The 24485-nt window shown below is 41.3% G+C and carries 23 protein-coding genes; 15 read left to right on the top strand and 8 right to left on the bottom strand.

Features of this window, described 5'->3' with window-relative positions:
- Positions 1-10 precede the first annotated feature (10 nt).
- Positions 11-796 carry a crotonase/enoyl-CoA hydratase family protein gene (locus B1201_RS02700; RefSeq protein WP_078192229.1) on the bottom strand — a complete coding sequence of 262 codons (786 nt, stop codon included), beginning with the start codon at positions 794-796 and terminating at the stop codon, positions 11-13.
- Between the two features lie 222 nt (positions 797-1018).
- On the opposite strand from B1201_RS02700, the gene pnuC reads away from it, so the two are divergent.
- The 4 genes from pnuC to B1201_RS02680 all read left to right on the top strand — a co-directional run bounded on the left by pnuC (position 1019) and on the right by B1201_RS02680 (position 3239).
- Positions 1019-1609, top strand: coding sequence for a nicotinamide riboside transporter PnuC (pnuC, locus tag B1201_RS02695; protein WP_078192228.1), 591 nt, complete (start codon positions 1019-1021; stop codon positions 1607-1609).
- Positions 1610-1871: 262 nt separating this feature from the next.
- Entirely contained in the window at positions 1872-2171 is a 300-nt protein-coding gene (locus B1201_RS02690; protein ID WP_078192227.1) for a hypothetical protein, read from the top strand.
- A 236-nt stretch (positions 2172-2407) separates the two neighbouring features.
- Complete coding sequence (locus B1201_RS16915) at positions 2408-2575, top strand: hypothetical protein (protein ID WP_171263720.1); 168 nt, start codon at positions 2408-2410, stop codon at positions 2573-2575.
- Positions 2576-2741: 166 nt separating this feature from the next.
- Positions 2742-3239, top strand: a complete 498-nt coding sequence (locus tag B1201_RS02680) for a DUF2505 family protein (RefSeq protein WP_078192225.1) — start codon at positions 2742-2744, stop codon at positions 3237-3239.
- Between the two features lie 360 nt (positions 3240-3599).
- On the opposite strand, the gene B1201_RS02675 is transcribed toward B1201_RS02680, so the two are convergent.
- On the bottom strand, positions 3600-4880 hold the full coding sequence (locus B1201_RS02675; protein WP_078192224.1) for an MFS transporter: 1281 nt from the start codon (positions 4878-4880) through the stop codon (positions 3600-3602).
- Between the two features lie 694 nt (positions 4881-5574).
- Here B1201_RS02675 and def point away from each other — a divergent pair.
- The 8 genes from def (at position 5575) to B1201_RS16910 (ending at position 11805) form a co-directional block, all read left to right on the top strand.
- Positions 5575-6057: a peptide deformylase gene (gene def, locus B1201_RS02670; RefSeq protein WP_078192223.1), complete on the top strand. Its 483-nt coding sequence runs from the start codon at positions 5575-5577 to the stop codon at positions 6055-6057.
- A 192-nt stretch (positions 6058-6249) separates the two neighbouring features.
- Positions 6250-7461 carry a GGDEF domain-containing protein gene (locus tag B1201_RS02665; RefSeq protein WP_078192222.1) on the top strand — a complete coding sequence of 404 codons (1212 nt, stop codon included), beginning with the start codon at positions 6250-6252 and terminating at the stop codon, positions 7459-7461.
- Between the two features lie 18 nt (positions 7462-7479).
- Positions 7480-7932 (top strand): hypothetical protein, encoded by a 453-nt coding sequence (locus B1201_RS02660; RefSeq protein WP_078192221.1) that lies wholly within the window; start codon positions 7480-7482, stop codon positions 7930-7932.
- A 64-nt stretch (positions 7933-7996) separates the two neighbouring features.
- On the top strand, positions 7997-9274 hold the full coding sequence (locus B1201_RS02655) for a glutaminase (RefSeq protein ID WP_078192220.1): 1278 nt from the start codon (positions 7997-7999) through the stop codon (positions 9272-9274).
- 90 nt (positions 9275-9364) lie between these two features.
- The gene (locus B1201_RS02650) at positions 9365-10405 is read left to right on the top strand and encodes a molecular chaperone DnaJ (protein WP_078192219.1); all 1041 of its coding nucleotides are present in this window, start codon (positions 9365-9367) and stop codon (positions 10403-10405) included.
- A 170-nt stretch (positions 10406-10575) separates the two neighbouring features.
- Positions 10576-10941 carry an endonuclease domain-containing protein gene (locus B1201_RS02645; RefSeq protein WP_078192218.1) on the top strand — a complete coding sequence of 122 codons (366 nt, stop codon included), beginning with the start codon at positions 10576-10578 and terminating at the stop codon, positions 10939-10941.
- A gap of 157 nt (positions 10942-11098) precedes the next feature.
- A complete protein-coding gene (locus tag B1201_RS02640; protein WP_143221645.1) occupies positions 11099-11536 on the top strand; it encodes a hypothetical protein in 438 nt (145 codons plus the stop codon).
- A gap of 104 nt (positions 11537-11640) precedes the next feature.
- Positions 11641-11805, top strand: coding sequence for a hypothetical protein (locus tag B1201_RS16910; RefSeq protein ID WP_171263719.1), 165 nt, complete (start codon positions 11641-11643; stop codon positions 11803-11805).
- Between the two features lie 50 nt (positions 11806-11855).
- On the opposite strand, the gene B1201_RS02635 is transcribed toward B1201_RS16910, so the two are convergent.
- A complete protein-coding gene (locus B1201_RS02635) occupies positions 11856-14750 on the bottom strand; it encodes a valine--tRNA ligase (RefSeq protein ID WP_078192216.1) in 2895 nt (964 codons plus the stop codon).
- A gap of 184 nt (positions 14751-14934) precedes the next feature.
- Here B1201_RS02635 and B1201_RS02630 point away from each other — a divergent pair, with 184 nt between their 5' ends.
- The 3 genes from B1201_RS02630 to B1201_RS02620 all read left to right on the top strand — a co-directional run bounded on the left by B1201_RS02630 (position 14935) and on the right by B1201_RS02620 (position 17548).
- Positions 14935-15606, top strand: coding sequence for a hypothetical protein (locus B1201_RS02630; protein WP_078192215.1), 672 nt, complete (start codon positions 14935-14937; stop codon positions 15604-15606).
- Positions 15607-15650: 44 nt separating this feature from the next.
- Positions 15651-16457: an SDR family oxidoreductase gene (locus B1201_RS02625; protein ID WP_078191399.1), complete on the top strand. Its 807-nt coding sequence runs from the start codon at positions 15651-15653 to the stop codon at positions 16455-16457.
- Positions 16458-16531: 74 nt separating this feature from the next.
- Entirely contained in the window at positions 16532-17548 is a 1017-nt protein-coding gene (locus B1201_RS02620) for a hypothetical protein (protein ID WP_078192214.1), read from the top strand.
- Between the two features lie 33 nt (positions 17549-17581).
- On the opposite strand, the gene B1201_RS02615 is transcribed toward B1201_RS02620, so the two are convergent.
- The 5 genes from B1201_RS02615 to B1201_RS02595 form a co-directional block, all read right to left on the bottom strand.
- Positions 17582-18025, bottom strand: a complete 444-nt coding sequence (locus tag B1201_RS02615) for a YbjQ family protein (RefSeq protein ID WP_078192213.1) — start codon at positions 18023-18025, stop codon at positions 17582-17584.
- A gap of 3 nt (positions 18026-18028) precedes the next feature.
- Positions 18029-18385, bottom strand: a complete 357-nt coding sequence (locus tag B1201_RS02610; RefSeq protein ID WP_078192212.1) for a YbjQ family protein — start codon at positions 18383-18385, stop codon at positions 18029-18031.
- Positions 18386-18535: 150 nt separating this feature from the next.
- On the bottom strand, positions 18536-19990 hold the full coding sequence (gene adeK, locus B1201_RS02605; protein ID WP_078192211.1) for a multidrug efflux RND transporter AdeIJK outer membrane channel subunit AdeK: 1455 nt from the start codon (positions 19988-19990) through the stop codon (positions 18536-18538).
- Complete coding sequence (locus B1201_RS02600; RefSeq protein WP_078192210.1) at positions 19990-23169, bottom strand: efflux RND transporter permease subunit; 3180 nt, start codon at positions 23167-23169, stop codon at positions 19990-19992. The genes adeK and B1201_RS02600 overlap by 1 nt, the downstream gene beginning before the upstream one ends.
- A gap of 12 nt (positions 23170-23181) precedes the next feature.
- Complete coding sequence (locus tag B1201_RS02595; RefSeq protein WP_078192209.1) at positions 23182-24447, bottom strand: efflux RND transporter periplasmic adaptor subunit; 1266 nt, start codon at positions 24445-24447, stop codon at positions 23182-23184.
- Positions 24448-24485: the final 38 nt, after the last annotated feature.

The raw sequence follows: 24485 nt of genomic DNA, 5'->3' as shown, positions 1-24485 counted from the left end.
AAATAAAGGGTTATTTGCCCTGAAAATTGGCTGCGCGACGTTGTAGCATGGCCATCACACCTTCTTGTACATCTTGTGTTTTTAGTAGTGGTTGTAAGTGCTGATCCAATTGAGCAAATGCAGCATCGGCTCCCAAATGCACCCCTTGCTGTGCTGCTGCGAGTGTTGCCTGAACCGCCAGTGGTGCGGCCTGTGCAATTTGTTCTGCAAGTTCTATTGCACGAGATAAGGGCGCTTGGTCGGTGATTTCAGTCACCAAGTTCATGTCATATGCCATTTGTGCATTGAAACGTTCACCCGTGAGTAAATAGCGCATGGCTTTATTCCAACCTGCTGCTTGCACAAAGCGAACTGTTGCACCACCAAAAGGAAGAATGCCACGTTGCACTTCCATTTGAGCGAACTCTGTCTGACGCTGTGCGATCACGACATCGGCATTCAGCATGAGTTCAATACCCGCTGTAAAACAGAACCCTTGTACCGCGACCACAACTGGTTTTTTCCGTTGTCGTGAGTTGGTGCCCCACGGATTAATTTGCTGATCAGGAAAATTAAACAGTCCACTGCCGAGTTTGGGTTGTAGTTCGACCAGATCTAGACCTGCAGTAAAATGATCACCATGAGCAAAAATCACCGCACAACGTAAATTTGGATCATCTTCATATTCAGTGAGCGCCAATGAAAGGTCATGAATTAAATGACTGTCAAACGCATTTCGTTTATCTGCACGGTCCAAACCGATCAAATAAAGATGACCACGGATTTCTCGACTTACACGACCTTGTTGTTCTGACATTTTAATGATTCCTTCTGATTATTCTTTAGGCATAGCTAAGTTTTTAAACGATTGTTAGAAAACTGTCAAAACTGATGCGTTCAAAACATCAAAATCATCGTCTGGTGGATGAGTGGTTTGATTTAAAATTTACAGAGTTGATATGAAATAGTGTGGGATATAGCTTGCCTTTGGGCTGATTTTTTCCATAATAGCTGCAGCTTTTTTAAGGCCCAATCAACCATGTCGAACTTAGAAATATTTGCAGTTATTATTAGTTTAATCGGGGTGAGTTTAACCATTAAGCGAAATATGTGGTGTTGGTGGTTTAACTTTGCAGCTTTTTTGCTGTATGCCTACCTGTTTTATACCTACAAACTTTATGGCGAAACCATTTTGCAGTTTTTCTTTGTAGTGGTGAACTTCTACGGTTTTTATCATTGGTTGAAGGGCAAACAACAAGATCATGACATCCGTATTGAACCGATTGCGACCAAACTCGTGATCTTTCAAATGCTCTTAGCAGCGGTGGGCGGTTTGATTTTTGGTTTAAGTTTGCACTATTTTACCGATGCAGCCGTGCCAATTTTGGATGCACAATTGGCCGCGTTTAGCTTACTCGCAACGTATTGGACCAGCCGGAAACATATTGCTACTTGGGTGCTTTGGGTATTTGTCGATATAATCTATGTGGGTATGTTTATATACAAAGACCTGTATCTCACTGCGGCGTTGTATGCTGGTTTTGTGGGCTTGGCGGCATTTGGTTGGTGGCAATGGACACAAGTCAAAAATAAACAGCAGCAACAGGCGATGAAAGCTTTATCCATTTAGCCCACAGATGTTTTTTTCATTCCCAATTTGACAATTTATAAAAATATATTTACTTTGTAACCATAAAGGGCACTTCTCATCGGGCTTCACCCCGATGAGAAGTGCCTTTTTTATGCCTTAAGAAATGTGGCTGTGTTCATTTGAGTCTAAGACATGTCATAAAATCCTCTGTGAATTTATAAGCAAAATTGGGTGTCTGCGAAGCTTGATTTTAATAGCCGATGATCCGATCCCGATGAATAAGTAAAGAGCGTGCAGAGTCATGATTATCGACTTTCAACTTGAGCAGCAACTGCGTTTTGACCGACAAGCTACGGTTCTACTGCAGCAAAAGGCGAGCTTTTTTCAGTTTGAGCAAATAGCAGATGTGTATAACGCTGAATGGCTCAAGGCATTTCCACAAGGGACGCAATGTAGCATCAGCGGTTTGGATGATGGTGCAGATGAATACGGCATCCAAATCAGTTATAAACACCAAAGCGTCTTGATCGATTATTCACAAGTAATCAAATTGGTACACCGTGATCGGGATGGTGTAGTGCATAGCATGCTGTTAAATTAACAACTTAAATTAAAATGAAATTTTTAAAATCAGCTCTTTAAAGATTCGTTTTAAAAAAGAAAAAAATAAGCGTAAGAAGAAATGAAAAGATATGGAACGTTATTAAAGCAATGATGCAACTTGACCCAAAAGATTCAACATTTAAAATTTTTAATCAGCTATGTTTCAAACTTTTTCATGATTATGGCTCGCACTGCACGTCTTTTGAACCCAGCGCTTTGATACATGCAAAATCAATGCAACAGCTTCCTGAACAAGCCAGCTTTGATATTGTAAGGCTCGACTTCGGTCATTGGCACGCAAAGTTGTCCTATGCAGGGATGTATTTAAAAATCGATGCGGGCTGGGAATTTCAGCTCGAGTTTAAAGATCAGCATGGGCAAATCTTTCAAAAAAGCCTTTAAGTCAAAGCCCGATTGACTTGAAGTATGGCAATTCTGTTTTTCTAGCTTGGTTTCAGGTCAATGACAGCCACAGCGCTTTCCGATTTAATCCAAAGCACAGTTTTAGCAACTGTAGACTGGGCGAAATAAAACAATAAAACCAATATTGACCTGAAGGATTACGAGAATGGCACATCAATTTACCGTCAATGCCACAATTCATGGCGTTTCACTTGAAGATTTTAAACGACTAGCCGCAGATATCAGCTTGCATGAAGCGGTGTGCAAACGCATACCGGGTGAAAATCTAGAAATTTTAGAATCAAAAAAAACAGGTGATATGTATACCTTAAAACGTGCCTATAACTTGGATGTAAATATTCCAGATATTGCCAAGAAGTTTTTAAAAGATGCGTTTCGTCTGAAACGTACGGATATTAGTAATTTGGCGGCATTAACCTCTGACGTCAAACTAGATCCGAACCTACCGCTCGAAGCCAGTTGTAAACGAAGTGTCAGTGGTGATGCAACACAAGTGAGTTTCAATTTGGACTGGACGGTGAAAGTCAAAGTTCCACTGATTGGTGGATTACTTGAAAAACATGCAGAAGGTGAAATTCGTCGTTTTAGTCAGCTTGAGATTGAAATTGTAGAAGATGAATTACGTAAAAATTTAAAAGCCTGAATTGATTTGAAAGTGATTTAAAAAAAGCGGTCATTGACCGCTTTTTTTAGTGACTGATGTTACGCACGTAAAAGTAATTTCACAATTTTTAAATGATATTTAAGTCTATTCGACGGGGTCTTACATCTATGGATTGAATAAAGGGATTAGCCTTCGGCTGGAGGTACTTTTGTTTAGGCAAAAGTACCCAAAACCATTGTCATCCGCAAAACTCGTTCACTAGCGTCAAATTTTTCAAAGTATTGCAAAAACAATTTTGATTAAAAGTAGTCCTGTCTCAAACACTTGCGGATGACCTTAGCGCGTATCGTTCATTTATTTGAATCAAATTGCGCTGCTGATGTTACTTCGTAACATCAGTTAGCGAGATGTTTTTTCAAAACGTTGACGATAGAGCATCGCAGTAAAGAAGGTCACCAAACAGACAGTCCATATATAATACATGGCGCCAATGTTGCTGTATAAACTCAACCATTGAACCAATGGCAAGGTGATACCACCCGCGATGGCATAAGCCAAATTGTATGAAAATGAAATGCCCGAGAAACGAATCTGTGCAGGGAACATTTTCACCATACTATAAGACACCATGCCGACCGTACCTGATGCCAAACCGAGCAGCATATAGAGCGTAAACACGGTCGATGCTGCCACATGGCCCAAGCTGTTATAGAACACGCCCGCGATTATCGCGACAAGGAGGGAACCGAACAGCATCACTTTGCCCGCACCGAAGCGATCTGCCAAAAGACCTGCCAAGATACAACCGACCATTTGCATCACAATAGCGGCACTTTGCATTTTAAAGGCATCTGCACGTTCAAAACCAAAGGTGCTCGTGAGTAGATTTGGCATCGCTAAAATCAATACAACAACGCAGCCAGTTAAGAACCATGTAAACAGCATACCAATCACAACGCCTGTTTTGTGCTGTTGCAGCACTTGTTTCACAGGAAGCTCTTTAGCCAATTGTTTCTTTTCTTGCATGGCTTTAAATACAGGCGTTTCTTTTAAATAACTGCGGAGATAGAGCGCAACAAAACCAAAGATTCCGCCTAGAATGAATGGAATCCGCCATGCCCAGTCATGGATTTCTGACTCTGTAAATTGTAATGAAATAAACAAAGACATCAGTGCGCCCAATAGGATACCTAAAGATAAGCCAGCAGTGAGTAAGCCATTGGCGATCCCAATTTTTTGCTCAGGCACATGCTCTGAAACAAAAGTCCATGCCGCTGGGATTTCACCACCAATCGCGATGCCTTGAATCACACGCATCAGTAGGAGCAAAAGTGGTGCTGCATAGCCAATACTTTCAAAAGTTGGCATTACACCAATCATCAGCGTAGGCAAAGCCATGAGTAAAATAGACAAACTAAATAAACGCTTACGACCAATCAAATCGCCAAAATGCGCCATTACGACACCACCCAATGGGCGGAAAAAATATCCTGCTGCAAAAATACCGTAGGTATTCAACATCGCCCAAAATGGACTGAGGCCAGTGGGGAAAAACAGTTCCGAAATAATTTTGGCGTAAAACACATAAATGACAAAGTCATAAAACTCAAGTGCGCCACCGAGGGATGACAGTCCGAGGGTGCGTTTATCTTGACGAGTCAGGCGTGGCTGAGCTTCCATGCAAATATTTTCCAGCAGCAAATAGCATTTGACGATTTTAGTGATTCAAATTTTTATTGAATAATCAAACTTTGTTGCCTTATTAAAAACTTATAGTTATGAAAATATCATTAATTAAGAATAAAATAATATAGATAAAGTCGCATTAACTAAAAGAATGATTGGTAATAGATAATAGTGTACCTTGATTTATAAATGATAAATATCAATGGTATAGGGTAGTATGATCTACTATTTTACTTTGTGCTCTATATAAACCACAAAAGATTTAAAGCCATAGCACGCTGTTGTTTTATACTCAGAACTGATAATTATACATATCGTGTGGTTGTTTTTTTTAAATAACTGATGTTACGCAGTAACGTCATCCGCAAGTGTTTGAGACAGGACTCCTTCTAATCAAAAATGTTTTTGCGATACTTTGAATAATTTGATACTAGTGAACGAGTTTTGCGGTGAGGAGCATTGCTCCGCAAGATGGTTTCCTTGCGAAGCTTCGCATCTCATTTTGCCTAATGAGAAACATTGTTTCGTAAGAGTACCTCCAGCCGAAGGCTAATCCCTTTATTTAAATCCTAGATGTAAGACTCCGTCGAATAAACTTAAATATCATTTTAAAAATGCGTAATTACTTTTACGTGCGTAACATCAGTTAAATAATTTAAGCTTGCTAGAATTAAAAAAGGATAAAAACATGAGTTATGTTGCTGCTGTTGCACAGCGTGGTGAAGCAATTTTGACGCTCACTGCCGCAGAGGTACAAGCATCTGAAATAGGTTCTGCATGGTTAACTGCACTAAGTGAAACACTGCATGCCACTATGCTTGAGCGTCAAGGCGTAGGCATTGCCGCGCCGCAAATTTATGTTTCAAAGCGGGTGATTATCGTGGCTTCACGTGCAAATTTACGCTATCCCGATGCGCCTGAAATGGAGGCGATCGTGATGGTGAATCCAGTGATTACATCTCGATCTACGACCACGGTTTTGGGTGAAGAAGGCTGCTTAAGTGTGCCGAATGCACGAGGGCAAGTCCCGAGAGCCGAGCAAATTCACGTGCGATATTTGACCCTTCAAGGTGAAGTCAAAGAGAAAACCCTGAATGGCTTTCCTGCACGGATCGTACAACATGAGGTCGATCATCTGAACGGGATCTTATTCACCGAGCGTTTAGAATAATAAACTGTACTATTTCAAAAAGATAAAAGTGACCAATTGAGCTAAAAAAAATAGCGGAAAAGTAATTTGAATAGTGGTGTAAGTGAAGTTTAAAGGCTTCAAAGGTTGCACTTTTAACTGTGAAAATAGGCTTTCTTTTTGAAGTTAAAACCTTGTATAACTAGCGAAATAATAAAATAAAAAAGAAGATTAATGGGGAAAAATTGGGGCAATGCTGTCTGTACGAAATGGGGCGTACAATGGCGTAAATTGAAGCATCTTTTGTTTGAGTCAGACTATCTCATCATCAATTGGTCTGACTACGATAAAGGGCGTTTACTTCTCATCTTTGGCATGCTGAGTCAAGTTAGCGTGTTGAAGTGGTGCATCATGAATTTTTATTATTCGACCAATCGGATTTGGTTTAATCCGAGTGAACTCAAGTTCAGGATCATCGTCGCTTGTATAGTCCTACTCAGTTATGGCGTATTGGCAGTACTCAGTCTTTATTTCAAAAAATATTTAAATTTTAGACTGTTTTTTAGCTATTTTGCGCCCGTCCTATTTGGGATCGGCATGATCTATGGTGGCTATATGATCGGGATCTATAGTCCTGCCACCATGGCGGGGACGGTCAATCTGCTGATGGTCGGTTTGGTTTTTTATCGTCCTGCAATTATGCTCAGTATTACATTTCCGATCACACTGTTTATTGGCTACATTTGCTATCAAACTTCGATTGACCATCTAGAATATGCACCGATTTTCAGCCCAGCTTTAAAACAGAGTGAGTTTTACGACAATGCCTTTTGGCTGATGAGTATGGCGGAGTTGTATTTACCTATATTGATCGTCAGTGCAGTATTTTTTCAGATTTTGCTTTTACAGTGGCGACACCGTGAACAAAAGATGGAAGTCCTCAGCCGTGTCGATGGGCTGACCAATGTGTTTAACCGACGTTATGTTAGTCATGAACTTGATACACTCAGCAAACAGACACGGCCTGAATTTGCAGTGGTTTTACTTGATCTCGACCATTTTAAACTGATCAATGACCAATATGGACATGATGCAGGAGATGCCGTTTTACAACGTGTTGCTCAAATTTTAAATGACAATACTCGTGTACAAGATGTGGTTGGACGTTATGGCGGTGAAGAATTTATTTTAATTTTAAAAAATCAGAGTTTAGAGCAGGCGATAGAGGTCGCTGAACGCTGTCGATTGGCCATTTCTGAAGCTGAAACTATGATAGCCAACCATCAAATGTTGAAGATTAGTGCAAGTTTCGGTGTAGCAACTGCGATTGAGGGGACACCGTCTGCTGTGGTCACGCGTATGGCCGATCAAGCGCTGTATATGGCAAAGCAACAAGGTCGTAACCAAGTGCGTAGCTTTCGTGAGTTAAACTTTGCAGAAGATTAAATAATTTAAACGATAGTTATGCAGCAATTACAATTTCAGCTCGGATTAGCGCAGCTCGACTTTCAGACCGAGCAACAGAATATTCATTTTGATCATGGCTTAGCGGCTTTGGTGCAAAAATGTGTCCGACATCAGCGCTTCGATGCTTTAGCGATTGAATATTTGATCTATGAAATTGAAGAAATTTTAGAACGATTACAGCTTGATTATCAGACGCAGCGCTATGCTCAGTCGAATGACATGATGTTGCATATATTGGCGCAGACCTTTTTTGAACATGCGGCCCACATTGACCGACAAAGCCTAGAACATGGCTTTAATGAAATGATTGAACATACCGAATATTACCAAAATCTATTTGGTGAGCAGGCAATCACTCAACTCAGTTATTTCGTTTTTATTCGAGAAATGATGCACCATTTGAATATACAGCACATACAGGTTTTAGCTCAGAACGCGTCTTCACCATAAGGACTTATACAGATGGAGTTCAATTTGTTATAAATAAAAAAGCGCACAACAAAAAATAACCCTTATGAAAACGCCTGTTCCAGATTATTTACAGCATGTCCTCAATGCCTGCGATGCCAATCAGCACGGAGCTTTGGCAGATTATATTCCTGAGTTAGCTAACGCCAATCCAAATAGACTGGCTTTGGCACTGTCTACCGTAGATGGCACAATTTATTCCACGGGTGATGACGAAGTCGAGTTCACTATACAGTCGATGTCTAAACCTTTTGCTTATGCCTTGGCGATACGTCATCAAAGTTTGGATGTGGTATTAAAAAAAGTCGGGGTTGAACCCTCCGGCGAAGCCTTTAACCAAATTGCCTTAGATAAAAATACCAATCTGCCCAAGAACCCGATGATCAATTCGGGTGCAATCACCACACATTCACTTTTACCGCATGACGAACACAGCACTCGAGCTGAAAAACTCCGTGAATTTTTAAGTGAACTGGCGGGGCGTGAGCTGAGTTTTGATGAAGCGGTTTATAAGTCTGAAGTGAAGACGGCTTTTCGAAATTTGTCGATCGGTTACATGCTGCGCACAGTCGGTGTACTTGAAGAAGACCCTGAAGATGTGGTGAATGGTTACATTCGTCAGTGTGCAATATTAGTGTCGGTTAAAGATTTGGCAAAAATGGCCAGTGTGCTTGCCAATGGTGGTGTGCAAGCAGCCACAGGTAAACGGTTGCTGTCACGTTCGGTGGTGCGCCAAGTGTTGAGTGTGATGATGACTTGCGGCATGTATGATGCTGCGGGTGATTGGCTGACAACGGTTGGTATTCCTGCCAAAAGCGGTGTGACCGGTGGCATCATGGGGGCTTTACCGGGGCAGGTTGGGCTGGCGGTCTTTAGTCCGAAACTGGATACACATGGGAATAGTGTTCGAGGCGTCGAAATATTTGAACGACTGTCTAAGGACATGGGGCTACATGTGATGGAGGGAACACCTTCAGCGCAAACGATCGTCCAGAGTCGCTATACCTGCGGCCTTGATCATTCGGTGGTGGTGTATGAACTGCGCGGCGTATTGCAATTTACTGAGTCGGAAATGTTGCTGCGGATCTTAGAGGATGAACCTGTTGCGAAGAACCATATCGTTTTAGACCTGACCAATATTTCTTTGATACACGATGTTGGTGTTCGAATGCTCTTTGAAGGCGTAGATCGTTTAATTGCAGATGGTCATCGCGTGGCAGTGATCGACTCAGAGCATCTCTTGGAACAAAGTCGAAGTCATGCAGGACATGAGGTGGTTGTTCGAGAAGAGTTGGGTCAATATTTACAACGGTTTGAGCGTTAATGGACCAAAAGCCATTGTTGATTCATATAACTTGCTCATAAGTTTAGTGCTTAGATCGGCTATAATTTTCTTTTTGCGTTAAATTTGCTTATGTCTTTTGAGTTAAAAGTCAGTTTACTCCCGAGTGCTGAAGCTTTATCCCCACAGCATAAAAAGCTGAATAAACTGATTGAGCAAATTGAACAGCAAAAGCTGGATTTAGCGCTTTGGCAAAATGCCAAAAGTGAAATCCAGAGTTATATTCAATTAAAACTTGTACCGATCTATGGTGATTTGCATGCGGTGTACTATCGTCAGCTTGCACAGCTTTGGCACCACATACAGCAAGAAGACTTTGCCAAAGCAGATTTAGCACAGCTGGATGCAAAGCTTGCGAAACTGGCTAAGCAGCTTAAAAAATCCAACTATTTAAATACAGCAGAACTTGAAAAAGTCGCAGAGGTAGATGCCTTTTATCAGCAGCACCATGCACATAACCTAAAGTCAAATAAAAAAGCCAAGTCAGCACAAGCAGAACAGAGCAAAGTAGAAGGTCATGTTGATATAGAACAAGAAACAGAAGAAGAATACGAGTCTTATGAAGAGTGGGACAGCGAACAATATCAACGTGAGAAAGAAGAGCATCAGCGGAAACGCTTAGCGCAAAAGCGTGAACAAGCTGAAAAGTTAGTGAACCAATCACTGAAAACCGTGTATTTAAAAATCACTGCCATGATTCACCCTGACCGTGAACCTGATGAAACTAAAAAAACGGAAAAAACTGAATTGCTGCAAGTGGTGAACCAAGCTCATGAAGCACAGGATTTGTTTTATTTATTAAAGCTGCAATTACAGCTTGAAACCAATAAAGGCAAAAGCCCTAAAGCCTTAACGGATGAACATTTAAAGTTTTATAAAATGGCTTTAGAGGCGCAAAGCCAGCGCCTTGTAAGTCAAATTGATGACATTACAGATAGTTTTCACTGGAGTGAAAAGCCGAAGCCGAAAAATATGCAGGTCAAAGATGTGTATAAGGTGATTGATGGCGATGTCTCAGTGCTGAAAGAACAAGTGAGGTGGGAAAAAGAACGACTGAAATATATGGAAAAGGTGAAAGGGTTGGAAGTGTTGTTGGAGAATGGGGTTTTATAAAAGCACCTCTCCCTAACCCTCTCCTAGGAGGAGAGGGGATTTCCATTATTGATTGAATTTTGGGTAAAATTTAGCTGTTATATTTTTTAAATTTGATAATTTAAATTAAGTGATGTCACAATGTATGTTCCCTCTCCCTATGGGAGAGGGCTAGGGAGAGGGAAATAAAAATTAAAATTGACCCTGCATTATTAGAATTCGCCAAATCTATGCGCCACACCGCCACAGATGCAGAACACCTGATGTGGCAACTTCTCCGCGCTAAGCGTTTTATGAATCTGAAATTCCGTCGTCAGCATGTGATTGAGCCTTATATTGTGGATTTTTACTGCCATGAAATTGGTTTAGTGATTGAGTTGGATGGCAGTCAGCATGGAACGGATGAAGCCATTGAGTATGATGCAGAACGTACCAAGTTTTTAGAGGCTTTAGATTTAACGGTGGTGCGTTATTGGAATCATGATGTGTTGGGGCGGACGGATGTAGTGTTAGAACACCTTTGGCAAATATGTAATGAAATGAAGGTGAATAAATGATGAAAGCTCCTTCTCCCTTTGGGAGAAGGTTGGGATGAGGGGAATACAAAAAATTAGCTTGAATTTACTATATGTTGTGTTTATTATTTAAACTAATAACAATATATGGAGTTTATGTTTAAATTTTTAGTTTTATAAAATTTGGAGAATATTAAATTTGGAAAGAGATATAAGTTTTAAGCAATCTTGGATTTCTTATAGAAGTACTAGGTTGAAAGCGAAAGAGAACCATAACCTTAAAAAGGATCATGAAGGGGGGCAATTTCGTGCTTTAAAACACTATTTAGATGTTTTATCACATGTGTTGGATCAAAGCTTCAGTGCATTTGAAGATAGAGACTATTTAACCAAACGGATTCATTCGAAATATTCTAATCAGTTTGGAATTTTATCCTATCTTGATATTGAGTCAGAAATTAAACAAGACATTACAAAATCATCTTTAACGTTATGTCTTCGAAACTTAGAAAAACGTGTATTAAATACCGAAATATTATCGTTACTCCTGAAATTATTTTTATTAATTGCCTTACCTATTTTATTCATGACAACACGTAACTTTTCAATTCAAAAAAATCTCTCCATTTCTGCTTGAGAAATCAATTATGACCAAACTGTATTTAATTGCACGTTTGGGACATATCATTTAAAAAAACTCAAACGTGTAGTCCAGAATTCTATTTATAAGGTAAAGAATTTATGGCTAGACGTAAAAAGTCAAAAGCTAAAAAGCGAAATATAAGTATTAAGCAACAGCCAATCATTATTATTAATGAAGCTCCAAAAAGTTCACCTTTTTGGACAGTGTTATTAGTTCCCATATTTTCTTGGATAAAAGAAATTATCCAAAAATTTTGGAGCTAAAAAAATCCCCTCACGAAGAGGGGATTTTTTTGAACCAAACTAACAACACATTAAAGCGCTGCAATTTGCTCCATATTCGCTTTAATCTTCGCTAACTGGTCAGCAAACTCAGCAAGTTTCACTTTCTCGCCTTCAACCACAGCAGCAGGTGCTTTCGCCACAAAACCTTCATTACCAAGTTTAGTGGCAATTTGGTCATGCTGTTTTTGAACCTTGTCTAAGTCTTTTTGCAGACGACCCAATTCCGCTTTAGGGTCAATTAAGCCCTTCATTGGAACGAATACAGACACGTGACCAACGACAGATGAAGAAGACAATGGCGGTTGTTCACTGTCAGCAAGGAAAGTAATGCTTTCAACTTTTGCCAATGCTTTAAACAATGGTTCAATACGTGCGATTTGTGCTTTTTCAGCATCCGTTGTATTTTGAAGAAGAACAGGCAACAAACGCGCATTACCTAAGCCCATCTCACCACGGATGTTACGTACCGCACCAATCAAACCTTGCAGCCATTGCATATCTGCTTCAGCTTGTTCGTTGATTTTCGCTTCATCCGCAACAGGGTACTGAGCCAACATGATTGTTTCGCCAGAAATGTTCAGTTTCGGCGCAAGCGTTTGCCAGATTTCTTCTGTTAGGTACGGCATCAACGGATGAGCCAAACGTAAAGATGCTTCCATTACAGCAAGAAGAACACGACGTACTTCAGCTTTACGCTCAACTGATACGTTTTCATCATTTAGAACAGGCTTAGTCAGCTCTACATACCAGTCACAGTATTCATTCCAAATGAACTCGTAAATCGCTTGTGCAGCCAAGTCTAAACGGTAAGTCGCGAATGCTGTTTGCACTGCTTGTTCAGCTTTTTGCAGACGGCTCACGATCCACTGTTCAGGCAATTCCCAAAGGTCTTGACGTACTTCTTGAGCAATCACTTGCTCTTCGCAGTTCATCATCACGAAACGCGTCGCGTTCCAGATTTTGTTGGCAAAGTTACGGTAACCTTCAACACGTTTCATGTCAAACTTGATGTCACGACCTGTGTTTGCAAGCGCACAGAACGTGAAACGAACAGCATCAGTACCGTAAGATTGAATACCTTCAGGGAATTCTTTACGGGTCGATTTTTCAATCTTCGCTGCTTGTTTCGGGTTCATCAAACCAGTCGTACGTTTTTGTACTAAAGTTTCAAGGTCAACACCGTCAATCAAGTCTAATGGGTCAAGTACGTTGCCCTTAGATTTAGACATCTTCTGACCTTCGCCATCACGTACTAAACCGTGTACATACACAGTTTTGAACGGAACTTGCGGTGTGCCGTCTTCATTTTTCATGAAGTGCATGGTCATCATGATCATGCGGGCAACCCAGAAGAAGATGATGTCAAAGCCAGTTACAAGTACATCAGTCGGGTGGAAAGTATTTAAGAAATAGTTTTCTTTATCTTTTGCTTCGTCGCCAGTCCAACCTAAAGTTGAGAATGTCCAAAGACCAGAAGAGAACCATGTATCAAGCACATCTTCGTCTTGTTTTAATTCAACTTCAGGTGCAATGCCGTTTTTCGCACGAACTTCAGCTTCATCACGACCGACAAATACGTTACCTTCAGCATCGTACCAAGCAGGGATACGGTGACCCCACCACAATTGACGCGAAATACACCAATCTTGAATGTTGTTCATCCAAGCCATGTACATGTTGCTGTATTGCTCAGGTACAAATTTGATCTCGCCATCTTTAACCGCTTTAATTGCAGGCTCAGCAAGTGGTGCAATTTTTACGTACCATTGGTCTGTTAGAAGTGGCTCAACGATCACGCCTGAACGGTCACCACGAGGTGGCTTCAAGGTATATGGTTGAATTTGGTCTAACCAGCCTTCAGCTTCCGCTTGAGCAACCAATTTTTTACGTGCTTCAAAACGTTCTAAACCAATGTAGTCCGCAGGTGCAGGAATGGTTTTAGAAATTTGCTCGCCAGCTTTTGCGATGTATTCAAACTCAGCAAGAACTTCAGCATTTTTGTTGAAGATGTTGATGATTGGAAGTTCACAGCGTTTGCCCACTTCATAGTCATTGAAGTCGTGCGCAGGGGTGATTTTCACACAGCCTGTACCAAATTCTTTGTCTACATATTCGTCTTTTACGATAGGAACAGCACGGCCTGTAATAGGTAGGATGATGTTTTTGCCTACAAGCGCTGCATAGCGTTCATCATCAAGCGCAACCGCAACGGCTGTATCGCCAAGCAATGTTTCAGGACGTGTTGTCGCCACAACAATGTGATCTTTGCCGTCATGGGTGCGGATTGATTTGTCTTCAAAGAAATATTTGAAGTGCCAAAGTGAACCTGCTTCTTCTTTATCAGACTCAACTTCTAAGTCAGAAAGGGCAGTTTGTAGTTTAGGGTCCCAGTTGACTAGGCGTTTACCACGGTAAATTAAGCCTTCTTCATGTAGCTTAACAAATACTTCTTTAACAGCGTTAGAAAGTCCTTCGTCCATGGTGAAGCGTTCACGAGACCAATCTACAGATGAGCCTAGACGACGGATTTGACGGGTAATGTTACCGCCAGATTGTTCTTTCCATTCCCATACTTTTTCGATGAACTTTTCACGGCCAAGGTCGTGACGGCTGATGCCTTCTGCGCCCAATTGACGTTCAACAACCATTTGCGTTGCGATACCTGCATGGTCTGTACCCGGCTGCCAAAGGGTATTTTTGCCAGACATGCGGTTATAACGAGTCAACGCATCCATAATGGCATTGTTGAAACCATGACCCATATGCAAGCTACCAGTGACGTTTGGTGGCGGAATCATAATACAGAATGAATCACCTTTTTGAGATGGCTTGAAGTAGCCTCTCTCTTCCCAAGTCTTGTACCATTTTTTTTCGATCTCGGTCGGATCGTAGGTCGTAGCAATATTTTGCGCTGAATCAGTCATAGTCTAAACAGATCAAAAGTGGATAAAAAATTAGATCTATTGTAGCAAAAAAAATGGTGAATTAGGGATGTTGGGCGAATGTTAACTTTTAGGATTTGGCAGTAAATAAAAGAGTCCGTATGATAGGACCTAAGATAAGAAGTATCCATTGATCCCAAAACTAAGATAAAAGGAGCAATATCAAATGACTTATTCTATTTCTTTAAAGATTCAACCTACGACATATCAACGTTTTGAGACGATTCATCAAAAACTCAATGCAGGTGAAACAGAAAGTCAGTCCAAAGCCTTAGGGGATAATTTAGCGGATATTGCATGTGAAATTTTAGATCAAGTTTTTGGCCAAATGGCGCGCATGAATAAGTCTGGAGACAATGAATCCGAAAAAATTATTCAGCAAATACGTGAAACGACCCGTAAATATATGCCGTGGTCGGTATCTTTTTTTGGCAATGACCGCCTTGTACCGATGGTAAATTATTTATATGGACGTTTTTACAGCGAAGATGGTCAGCATTATATGCATTATCCGATCGATGCCTCTTTAGCCACCGACTTGCTTGCCTATGTCAATCAAATGAAAGAAGGGCAGAATCAATATGTGCCGCTCGCGTTGAAAGCATTCACACAAGTGGTCGATGCCGGGGTGACGCATTTGGTGCGAGAACCAAAAAAAATGCTGAAATTTAATATGGTGGTGGATAAAACTTTAACCGGTGTCATCAATCTCACCACGCAACTCGGATATAAACGCTTCGATAAACTTGGCAAAATTTATGATGCACAATCGATGAGTCAGTACTTTGATCATTTTATGGTGTTTTTGAACAATGAGCCTGTACTACGTAAAGCATAAAATACATATAAATGAATAAATTAGTTATTTAAAAGGATGTCAAAATGGCAAAACGTGATGATTTGAACGGAAAAGTGGTATGGATTACTGGGGCATCGTCAGGTTTGGGGGAAGCTTTAGCAAAAGAATGTGCTTTGCAAGGGGCGCAGGTCATTTTGACCGCACGTCGTTTTGAAGAGTTGGAAAAAGTCCGTGTTTCATTATTACATCCAGATCAGCATCTTTCAGTGTGTGCAGATATTACCAATGAAGAACAAGTTCGCCATGCTTATGAACAAGTCCTTGCGCATAAAGGTCGAATTGACTGGCTAATCAATAATGCGGGATTGAGTCAGCGTGCATTGATTACGGATACGACTATGCAAACTGAACGTGCCATCATGGAAGTAGATTATTTTTCGCAAGTCTATTTGACTAAAACCGTTTTACCGACATTTTTAGCGCAAAAGTCAGGTCGAATTGCTTTTGTTTCAAGTGTTGCAGGCTTATTAGGGACACAATACCGCGCGACCTATTCTGCTGCAAAAGCTGCCATTCATATGTGGGCGAACAGTCTACGTGCGGAAGTTGCGGATCAAGGGGTGGGCGTATCGGTGATATTCCCCGGATTTGTCAAAACCAATGTTTCATTTAATGCACTCAATGGTGCAGGCAAGCCACAAGGGCATCAGGATGAAGCCATTGAAAATGGTCTAGAAGCCAATGAGTTTGCCGAAACGGTGGTGCAATCTTTACAACGTGGGGAAGAATACATCGTGGTGGGTGGTTCTAAAGAAAAGCTCGGTGTTTGGGTATCTCGATTATCACCGACAACGTTATATAAAATGATTCGTAAAACCAAAGTGAAGTAAATTTTATCAAGTTTAAATAGTTTAAAAGTCACTCTTAACAGTGACTTTTTTAATGAGTAACGAGATTATAAGAAATGAAAAAGAATAATTTTAACAAATGGGGAATAGCCATCATTTTGTGCGCAATCATTGGTGCAATCGGTACAGTGGCATATTTTTATTTTAAACAGAAAACTCAAAAAATTGAGCAGAAGTCAACGCTCGAAAAGCCTGAAAAAGAAATAGGAACTGTATCAGAACCAGTTATTGAATCTGTTGAGATTGAACCTAAAGTTGAAGCGGCGAGTGCAGAAGTTGTTATGCGAGGACCAAATGAGGGGTGGTTACCGATCGAAGCACTGTTTGATGAAAAAGGATTATTGAAGTCTGAGTATTACAGTCAAAATCCTCAAGATTCAGATGTTGATAAATTACCTTATAGCTCGAATAAAATTGGTGATTTTAAATGGCGAGCTGAATTTCATCCTGTTGATGATTTTAAAGGCGATCAGGCTAGATTCAAAGATCAATGTTTTGGATATTGTGTTTTAGTGAAAGGTAAGTTGCTGACCAGTGTTGAATCGACTGTATTTACGGGAGCATTTATTGCGAAAGATCATTTGATCGAAGTGATTGCACATAAGGGGAGTGGCGCATATATGCCTGTCAACTATAGCTTTATCAAAATCGACAAAGCTGGTAATGCAGAGTTAATCTCAGATGATCATAATTCTTACAAAGATCAATTGGCTCGTATCAATCATTCGGGACTCGAGATTGACTTAAAACCATTTAGAAAACTTCAATATTTTCTTCTAATGAATGAATATGGTTTAAATGTGTCGATGCAAAAACCCAATAAGGTGGATGTCGAACCGACTCAGTGTAAAGAGTATTACGAAGGAACATTAGAGGCATGTCCAACTTTATATGGATGTAAAGCTGACATTGTGGTGCAAGATCTGGCACGTGCTTATGCTGGAGATGTTGCATTTAGTTATCATGATCCAAATATTGATGAAAAGAAATTTAATGAGGTTTGCTTTAAAATTTGTCGCAATGAAAATGTGAGTTATGAAGAGTTTGAAAACACATTGTGTAAAGTAAATTAAATAGTAAAAATGAATTGGGGAGAAGTAGAGAGATCAGATGTCTCTCTTTTGAATTGCTGTTCCATACGCAAAGACTTCGACCATGCCACCTTGCATACCCAACTCAGTGGTGCTTAAACGTAAGCCCATAATTTGGTTTGCGCCCATCTTTTCAGCTTCTTGCTTTAAACGCACCACGGCTTCACGACGTGCCCGATCGACGATGCTTTCATAACTGGTTAAACGTCCGCCAAAGAAGTTCTGAATATTGGCAATCACATATTTAAAATAATCATGTGAAATCACTACATTACTCGAAATAAGTTGTCCGAAATGTTCAGTAGTTTTAAAGCGGTTGTTGTCTATGCGAATATGTGCCAATCGCTTTTCTTGAGCTTCGAGTTCTTTGAGATGTTTTTGTTCGATATGGCGACCGAAGCCCCAACCAATACAAAAGAGCACCACAAAGATCAGGACTTTAAAAATAAAGGCATCCATGACTTAGTCCTGAGTTGGAAATGGGTCTGGTAGTTTTGCTGAGTTGGCTTCTACACGAACTGCCGTGCCATACACAAATAATTCAGAGGCGCCTTGAGCAATATTTGAGGTTGAAAAACGGATACCGACGACCGCATTCGCGCCTAAGGCACGTGCTTTATCAATCATACGGCTCATAGCTTCTTGACGGGATTCTTCGAGTAGTTCTGTATAACCTTTGAGTTCACCACCCACGATATTTTTTAGGCCAGCCATAAAGTCACGACCAACATGTTTACTGCGGACAGTACTGCCATAAACGACATCAAGTTGTTGTGTAATGGTATGACCCGGAACAGATTCAAGATTACTTAAAAGCATTTTTAGTTATCAATATAAAAAGGTGAATTGAAGATAGAAAACTCTTTAGCAAAAAGCAATAAATTCATTTTTATTTTAAAGCTTCGATCTAAAAATGAAAAAGCCCACCGAAGTGAGCTTTTCAAATATTACTGGCTAGGCTAAATCAAATTATTGTTTTGATGCAGCTTTACGCTCAGCAGTAGAAGGTTGGTATTGCACAGCATCAGAAGTGTTGGCTTTGATACCACCACCAAGTGTTTTATACAATTCAACTTGATTGTTGAGATTTGCTTGTTCAAGCAACAACAAACCTTGCTCAGCTGCATAAGATGCACGCTGCGCATCCAGTACAGTTAAGTAGCTATCAATACCAGCACGGAAGCGAGCATTTGATAGTTTGTACGTTGTGTTGGTTGCATCAACTAAACGGCGCTGTGCTGCAATACGGTCACCAATGTTTTGGCGAACTGCAAGCGCATCATTCACTTCACGGAAAGCTGACTGAACTGATTTTTCATAATCAGACAATGCAATTTTCTGGTCAGTTTCAGAAACTTTAATATTTGCCTGACGTGTACCCCAGTCGAAAATTGGAATATCTAGGCTAGGGCCAGCAGACCATACAAAGTTGCCTGATTTAAATAGATCACCTAAGTCCGTTGAAGCATAACCCGCTGAACCTGTCAGACTAATCGTAGGGAACAGACGTGCTTTAGCTGCACCAATGTTCGCACCAGCAGCAGACAGTTTATATTCAGCTGCACGTACATCTGGACGGTTGTTCAACAAGTCACTTGGAATACCTGAACCAATGGTATTGGTCGAAGTAATTCGACTGACACGTTGATTTGGCAGCAAGTTCGCAGGCACTTGTTGACCCACTAATAGGTTCAATAAGTTTTGTGCTTGAGCAATTTGAGTTTTGTAGTTCGCAACATCATTACGTGCAGTTTCTACAGAAATTTGAGCCTGACGAACAGGAACTTCACTGTCAATACCGACATCAAAACGCTTTTTGTTCAGGTTGTAAGATTCAAGCTGAGCCTTTAAGGTTTGATCCGCAAGCTTCAAGTTCGAGTTAGCGTATGCATAGTTTAACCATGCTTGAGCCACTTGACCGATCAACGCAATTTGTGTTGCATCACGGGCACTTGCAGTTGCAAGGTAACTGTCTAAAGCATTGTCTTTTAAGCTACGTACACGACCCCAAAAATCAAGTTCATAGGCAGTGACACCTAAACCGACATTGTAAGAGGTGATAGGCTTTTGCGTATTCAACGTGTCTTGACGAAGTACATTACCACTGGCACCAATGGTTGGTAATTGACCATTGGCAGTGATTTGATACTGTTGCTGTGCACGTTCAATATTTAAAGCTGCGGTACGCAGGTCACGGTTGTTGGCTAAAGCTAAGTCAAGAACTTGTACCAGACGTTGGTCAGCAAAGAAATCTTTATATCCTTGTTCAGCAACAGAAGTACCAGAAGCACTTGCTGTGTAGCTTTCGGGGATATTGGTCTGAACAACCGGCTCTGGACCACGCATGCTTTGGCAGGCAGCCAAAGCAAGCGCAAGTGAAGAAACCGCAATGCTACGACCTGCAATAGACCATACATTTTGCATCACGATAAATGCTCCTGATTATTTTGTTGTTTTGGTTTGTACTTAAAGATACTTCGGATCCATACGTAGAACACAGGAATAAAGAAGATACCAAGTAGGGTAGAACTGATTACGCCACCCAATACACCATAACCTACAGAGTGCTGGCTACCTGCACCTGCACCCGAAGAAAGGGCAAGCGGAAGTACCCCAAAACCAAAGGCTAAAGTGGTCATGATAATTGGACGTAGACGCATTTTAGCGGCATGCAATGTTGCGTCAAACAGATCTTCACCTTTTTCTTGAAGTTCTTTGGCGAATTCTACGATCAAGATCGCATTCTTCGCAGACAAACCAATGACGGCAATAATAGCCACCTGGAAGTAAATGTTATTCGCCAAGTTTGGATTTTTGAAGAACACCATTCCAAGGAAAGTCAGTAATAACGCACCCAATACACCTAATGGTACAACCAGTAATACTGAGAACGGAATAGACCAGCTTTCATACAAGGCAGCAAGACATAGGAAGACGATTAACAATGAAAGTGCGTATAGGAATGGTGCTTGTGCGCCAGACTCACGTTCTTCTAGAGATAAACCAGTCCATTCATAGTCAAAGCCTTGAACGCCCATCGAAGGAAGTTTTTGTACAATTTCTTCCATCGCTTTCATCGCGTCGCCCGAACTTACACCCACACCCGGTGAACCTTGAATGTTCACAGATGCGATACCGTTATAACGTTCAAGACGTGGTGAACCATAAGTCCATTCACCAGTAGCGAAGGTCGAGAATGGAACCATTGTGCCTTGGTTGTTACGGACATACCACTGGCTCAGGTCTTCAGGCATCATACGTGCCGCAGCTTCACCTTGTACATAGACTTTCTTCACACGACCACGGTCAACGAAGTCGTTGATATAAGAACCACCCCATGCCATACCCATTGTGGTGTTAATCTCAGAAATACTCACACCCATTGCACCAGCTTGAGCTTGGTCAATCGTGATTTTGTACTGTGGCGTATCTTCTTGACCGTTAGGACGAACACCCATGAGGCGTTTATCTTGAGCAGCCATACCGAGCACCATATTACGGGCATCGATAAGTTGTTGATGGGTTTGACCTGCAGAAGCTTTTAACTGCAAGTTGAAGCCGGCAGTTACACCCAATTCAGGCATTGCTGGTAATTGGATTGGCATGATGTATGAAGCATCCTTCACGATCATGTTCAATGCCATACCACGTTGAATAATCGCACCCACTTGAGATTCAGGTGATGTACGGTCTTCCCAATCTTTTAACTTGATGAATGCAAGACCTGCGTTTTGACCTACACCTGTGAACGAGAAACCGGCAACACTGAATACAGAATCGACATATTTTTCTTCGTTTTTCAGGAAGTAATCGGTCATTGCAGTGACAGTTTTATCCGTACGCTCAAGTGAGGCATTCGGTGGTAACTGTACCAGTGTCATTACAACACCTTGGTCTTCTTCAGGTAAGAATGATGATGGTAACTTTTGGAATAAAAGCACTAATAAGCCGATTACAACTGCATAAATCACACCAGAGAAAATCTTGTGGTGTGTCATGAAGTTCACGCCGCCTTGGTATTTATGCGCAACTTTATCAAAAGAGCTGTTAAACCAACGGAAGAAACGGGCAAAGATATTGTTGCTTTCTGGTTTGTTTGGATCATGTTGTTTCAACATGGTCGCACATAGGGCAGGGGTAAAGGTCAATGCCACAATCAATGACAGAATCATTGCTGTTACCAGCGTGATTGAGAACTGACGATAAATTACACCTGTCGTACCACCGAAGAATGCCATCGGCACGAATACAGCGGTTAACACAGAGGTAATACCGATTAAGGCACCAGAGATCTGTTTCATTGAGATTTCAGTTGCAGTCACTGGGTCAAGATGATCTTCAACCATGACACGTTCAACGTTCTCTACGACAACAATCGCATCATCCACGAGGAGACCAATCGCCAGTACCATCGCGAACATGGTGAGTGTGTTGATCGAGAAACCAAACATGTTAATGACAGCAAAAGTACCCAATACCACTACAGGTACAGCCAATGTCGGAATAATCGTTGCGCGCCAGTTCTGTAAGAATAAGAACATCACAAAGAATACAAGAATCACGGCTTCTACAAGGGTATGTACAACACTTTCAATCGATAACTTAATGAATGGAGTCGTATCAAATGCAAGCGTGTCTTTTAAACCTTCAGGGTAGTTTGGACGTAGTTCTTTTAAACGTGCTTCAACAGCTTCGGCTGTATCTAATGCGTTTGCACCAGTTGCTAGTTTGATCGCTACACCACCAGCAGGTTTGTTGTTGAACTTAGAGTCGAACTGATAGTTGTCAGCACCTAATTCAACACGTGCAACATCACCTAAACGTACTTGAGCACCATCACTACTGTTACGCAGGAAAATGTTTTTAAACTGCTCTGGTGTTTGCAACAAACTTTGTGCTGTAACTGTCGCGTTCAGTACTTGACCTTCAGTTGCAGGCGCACCACCTAACTGACCAACAGCAACCTGAGCATTCTGTGTACGGATAGCCGCAGCCACATCACTCGGTGTAACTTTCAGGTTTGCCATTTTGGCTGGATCTAGCCAAATACGCATCGCATAAGAACCACCAAATACTTGGACTTCACCTACACCTGCCACACGGCTGAGAGGTTCAGAAATATTCGAGTTTACATAGTCCTTAATGTCGTCCGCAGTCAACTTGCCCGACGGTGAGTGGAATGCTACAACTTGTAGGAAGCTTGCGCCAGATTTGGTGACTTTTACACCTTGACGTTGTACGTCTTCAGGTAATAGCGCTGTCGCAGACTGGAGTTTGTTTTGGACTTGAACTTGGGCGATATCTGGATCGATCCCTTGTTCAAAGTTCAATGTAATAGATGCCTGACCGTTACCCGCACTGTTTGACGAAATATAACGTAAGCCATCCAAACCATTCATTTGTTGTTCAATGATTTGGGTTACGGTGTTTTCAACTGTTTCTGCAGACGCACCAGGGTAAGTCGCAGAGATTGAAACCGTTGGCGGCGCAATGGTCGGATACTGTGCAATTGGCATATTAGATAGCGTGAGTACACCCGCCAACATAATCACCAATGCAATCACCCACGCAAAAATGGGGCGATGAATAAAGAATTGAGCCATTCAGTCTACTCCCTATGCGTTTGAAGTAGCTTTTTGTTCAGATTTAGGTGCTGCTTGTTCTGCAACTTTAGCATCTGGCTTTGCTGCAGCAGGTTGTTGCGCACCTTGAGGTGCAGCAGCCTGAGGTTGATACGGTTTGGCTACAACTTGTTGTTCTGGCTTAACTTTCGCAATACCGTCAACAATCACTTTATCGCCAGTATTCAAGCCTTGAGTCACGATCCAATTCGAACCTTGTGTACCAACAGTGGTTACAGGACGAGATTCAACAGCACCTTTTGCATTCACAATCATTGCAATCGCTTGACCTGTAGGGGTACGTGTAATAGCAGCTTGTGGAATCAGGTAAGCATTTGGAATCACACCTTGAACGATGCGAGCATTGGCAAACATACCCGGAAGTAATAAATGATTCGGGTTAGAAAAAACAGCACGAAGTGTAACCGTACCTGTATCGGGGTTCACACTTGCATCAGAAAATGCAAGACGACCTTCAATTGGGTATTCGCTACCATCTTCAAGACGTAATTTCACTTTGGTGTTATTACTGCTGTCTAAGTTGCCTTGGCTTAATTGTTGACGTAAGCGAAGAAGTTCAGCACTTGATTGGTTAATGTCAACGTACATTGGATCAAGACGTTGAATTGTGACTAATGGATCAGCCTGAGATGCAGTAACTAATGCACCCGCTGTGACTGTAGAACGGTTGGTTTGACCTGAAATTGGCGCACGTACAGTTGAGTAACCTAAGTTAATTTCTGCATTTTTAAGTTCTGCCTGAGATGCAGCAACGTCTGCTTCAGCCAGTTTTACTTGCGCAACAATATCGTCATATTCTTGTTTAGAAATCGCATTTGATCCCACAAGCTGACGGTAGCGACCTTCTTTAACACGTAACACGCCTAAATTTGCTTGTTGACGTCTTAAAGCAGCACGAGCACTGTCAGCTGAAGCACGGTTTGTACGCGAGTCTATCTCGTACAAGGCTTGTCCTTCGCGAACATAACTGCCTTCTGCAAATAGACGTTTCAGTACTACACCACTGGTTTGTGGACGTACTTCTGAAATTTCATAGGCAGATGTACGTCCTGAAAGTTCAACAGATTGTTCAACGCTTTGCGGTTGGGCAACAATGACACCGACTTCAGTTGGTGGCATTTGCTGTGCAGCAGCAGCTTGCTGTGCATCTTTAGGATCTTTGCTACAACCAACAAGTGCAATACTTGTTACCAATGCGCAAGCAGTCAGGGCAGGAGCCCAAAGCTTTGCAGACATCATTGTTCCACCTCAATTAGATATTTATCTAAATTATTCAT

Source organism: Acinetobacter sp. ANC 5600 (assembly GCF_002018395.1).
Taxonomy (GTDB): Bacteria; Pseudomonadota; Gammaproteobacteria; order Pseudomonadales; family Moraxellaceae; genus Acinetobacter; species Acinetobacter amyesii.
This window is presented reverse-complemented; position numbering and strand designations above follow the sequence as displayed.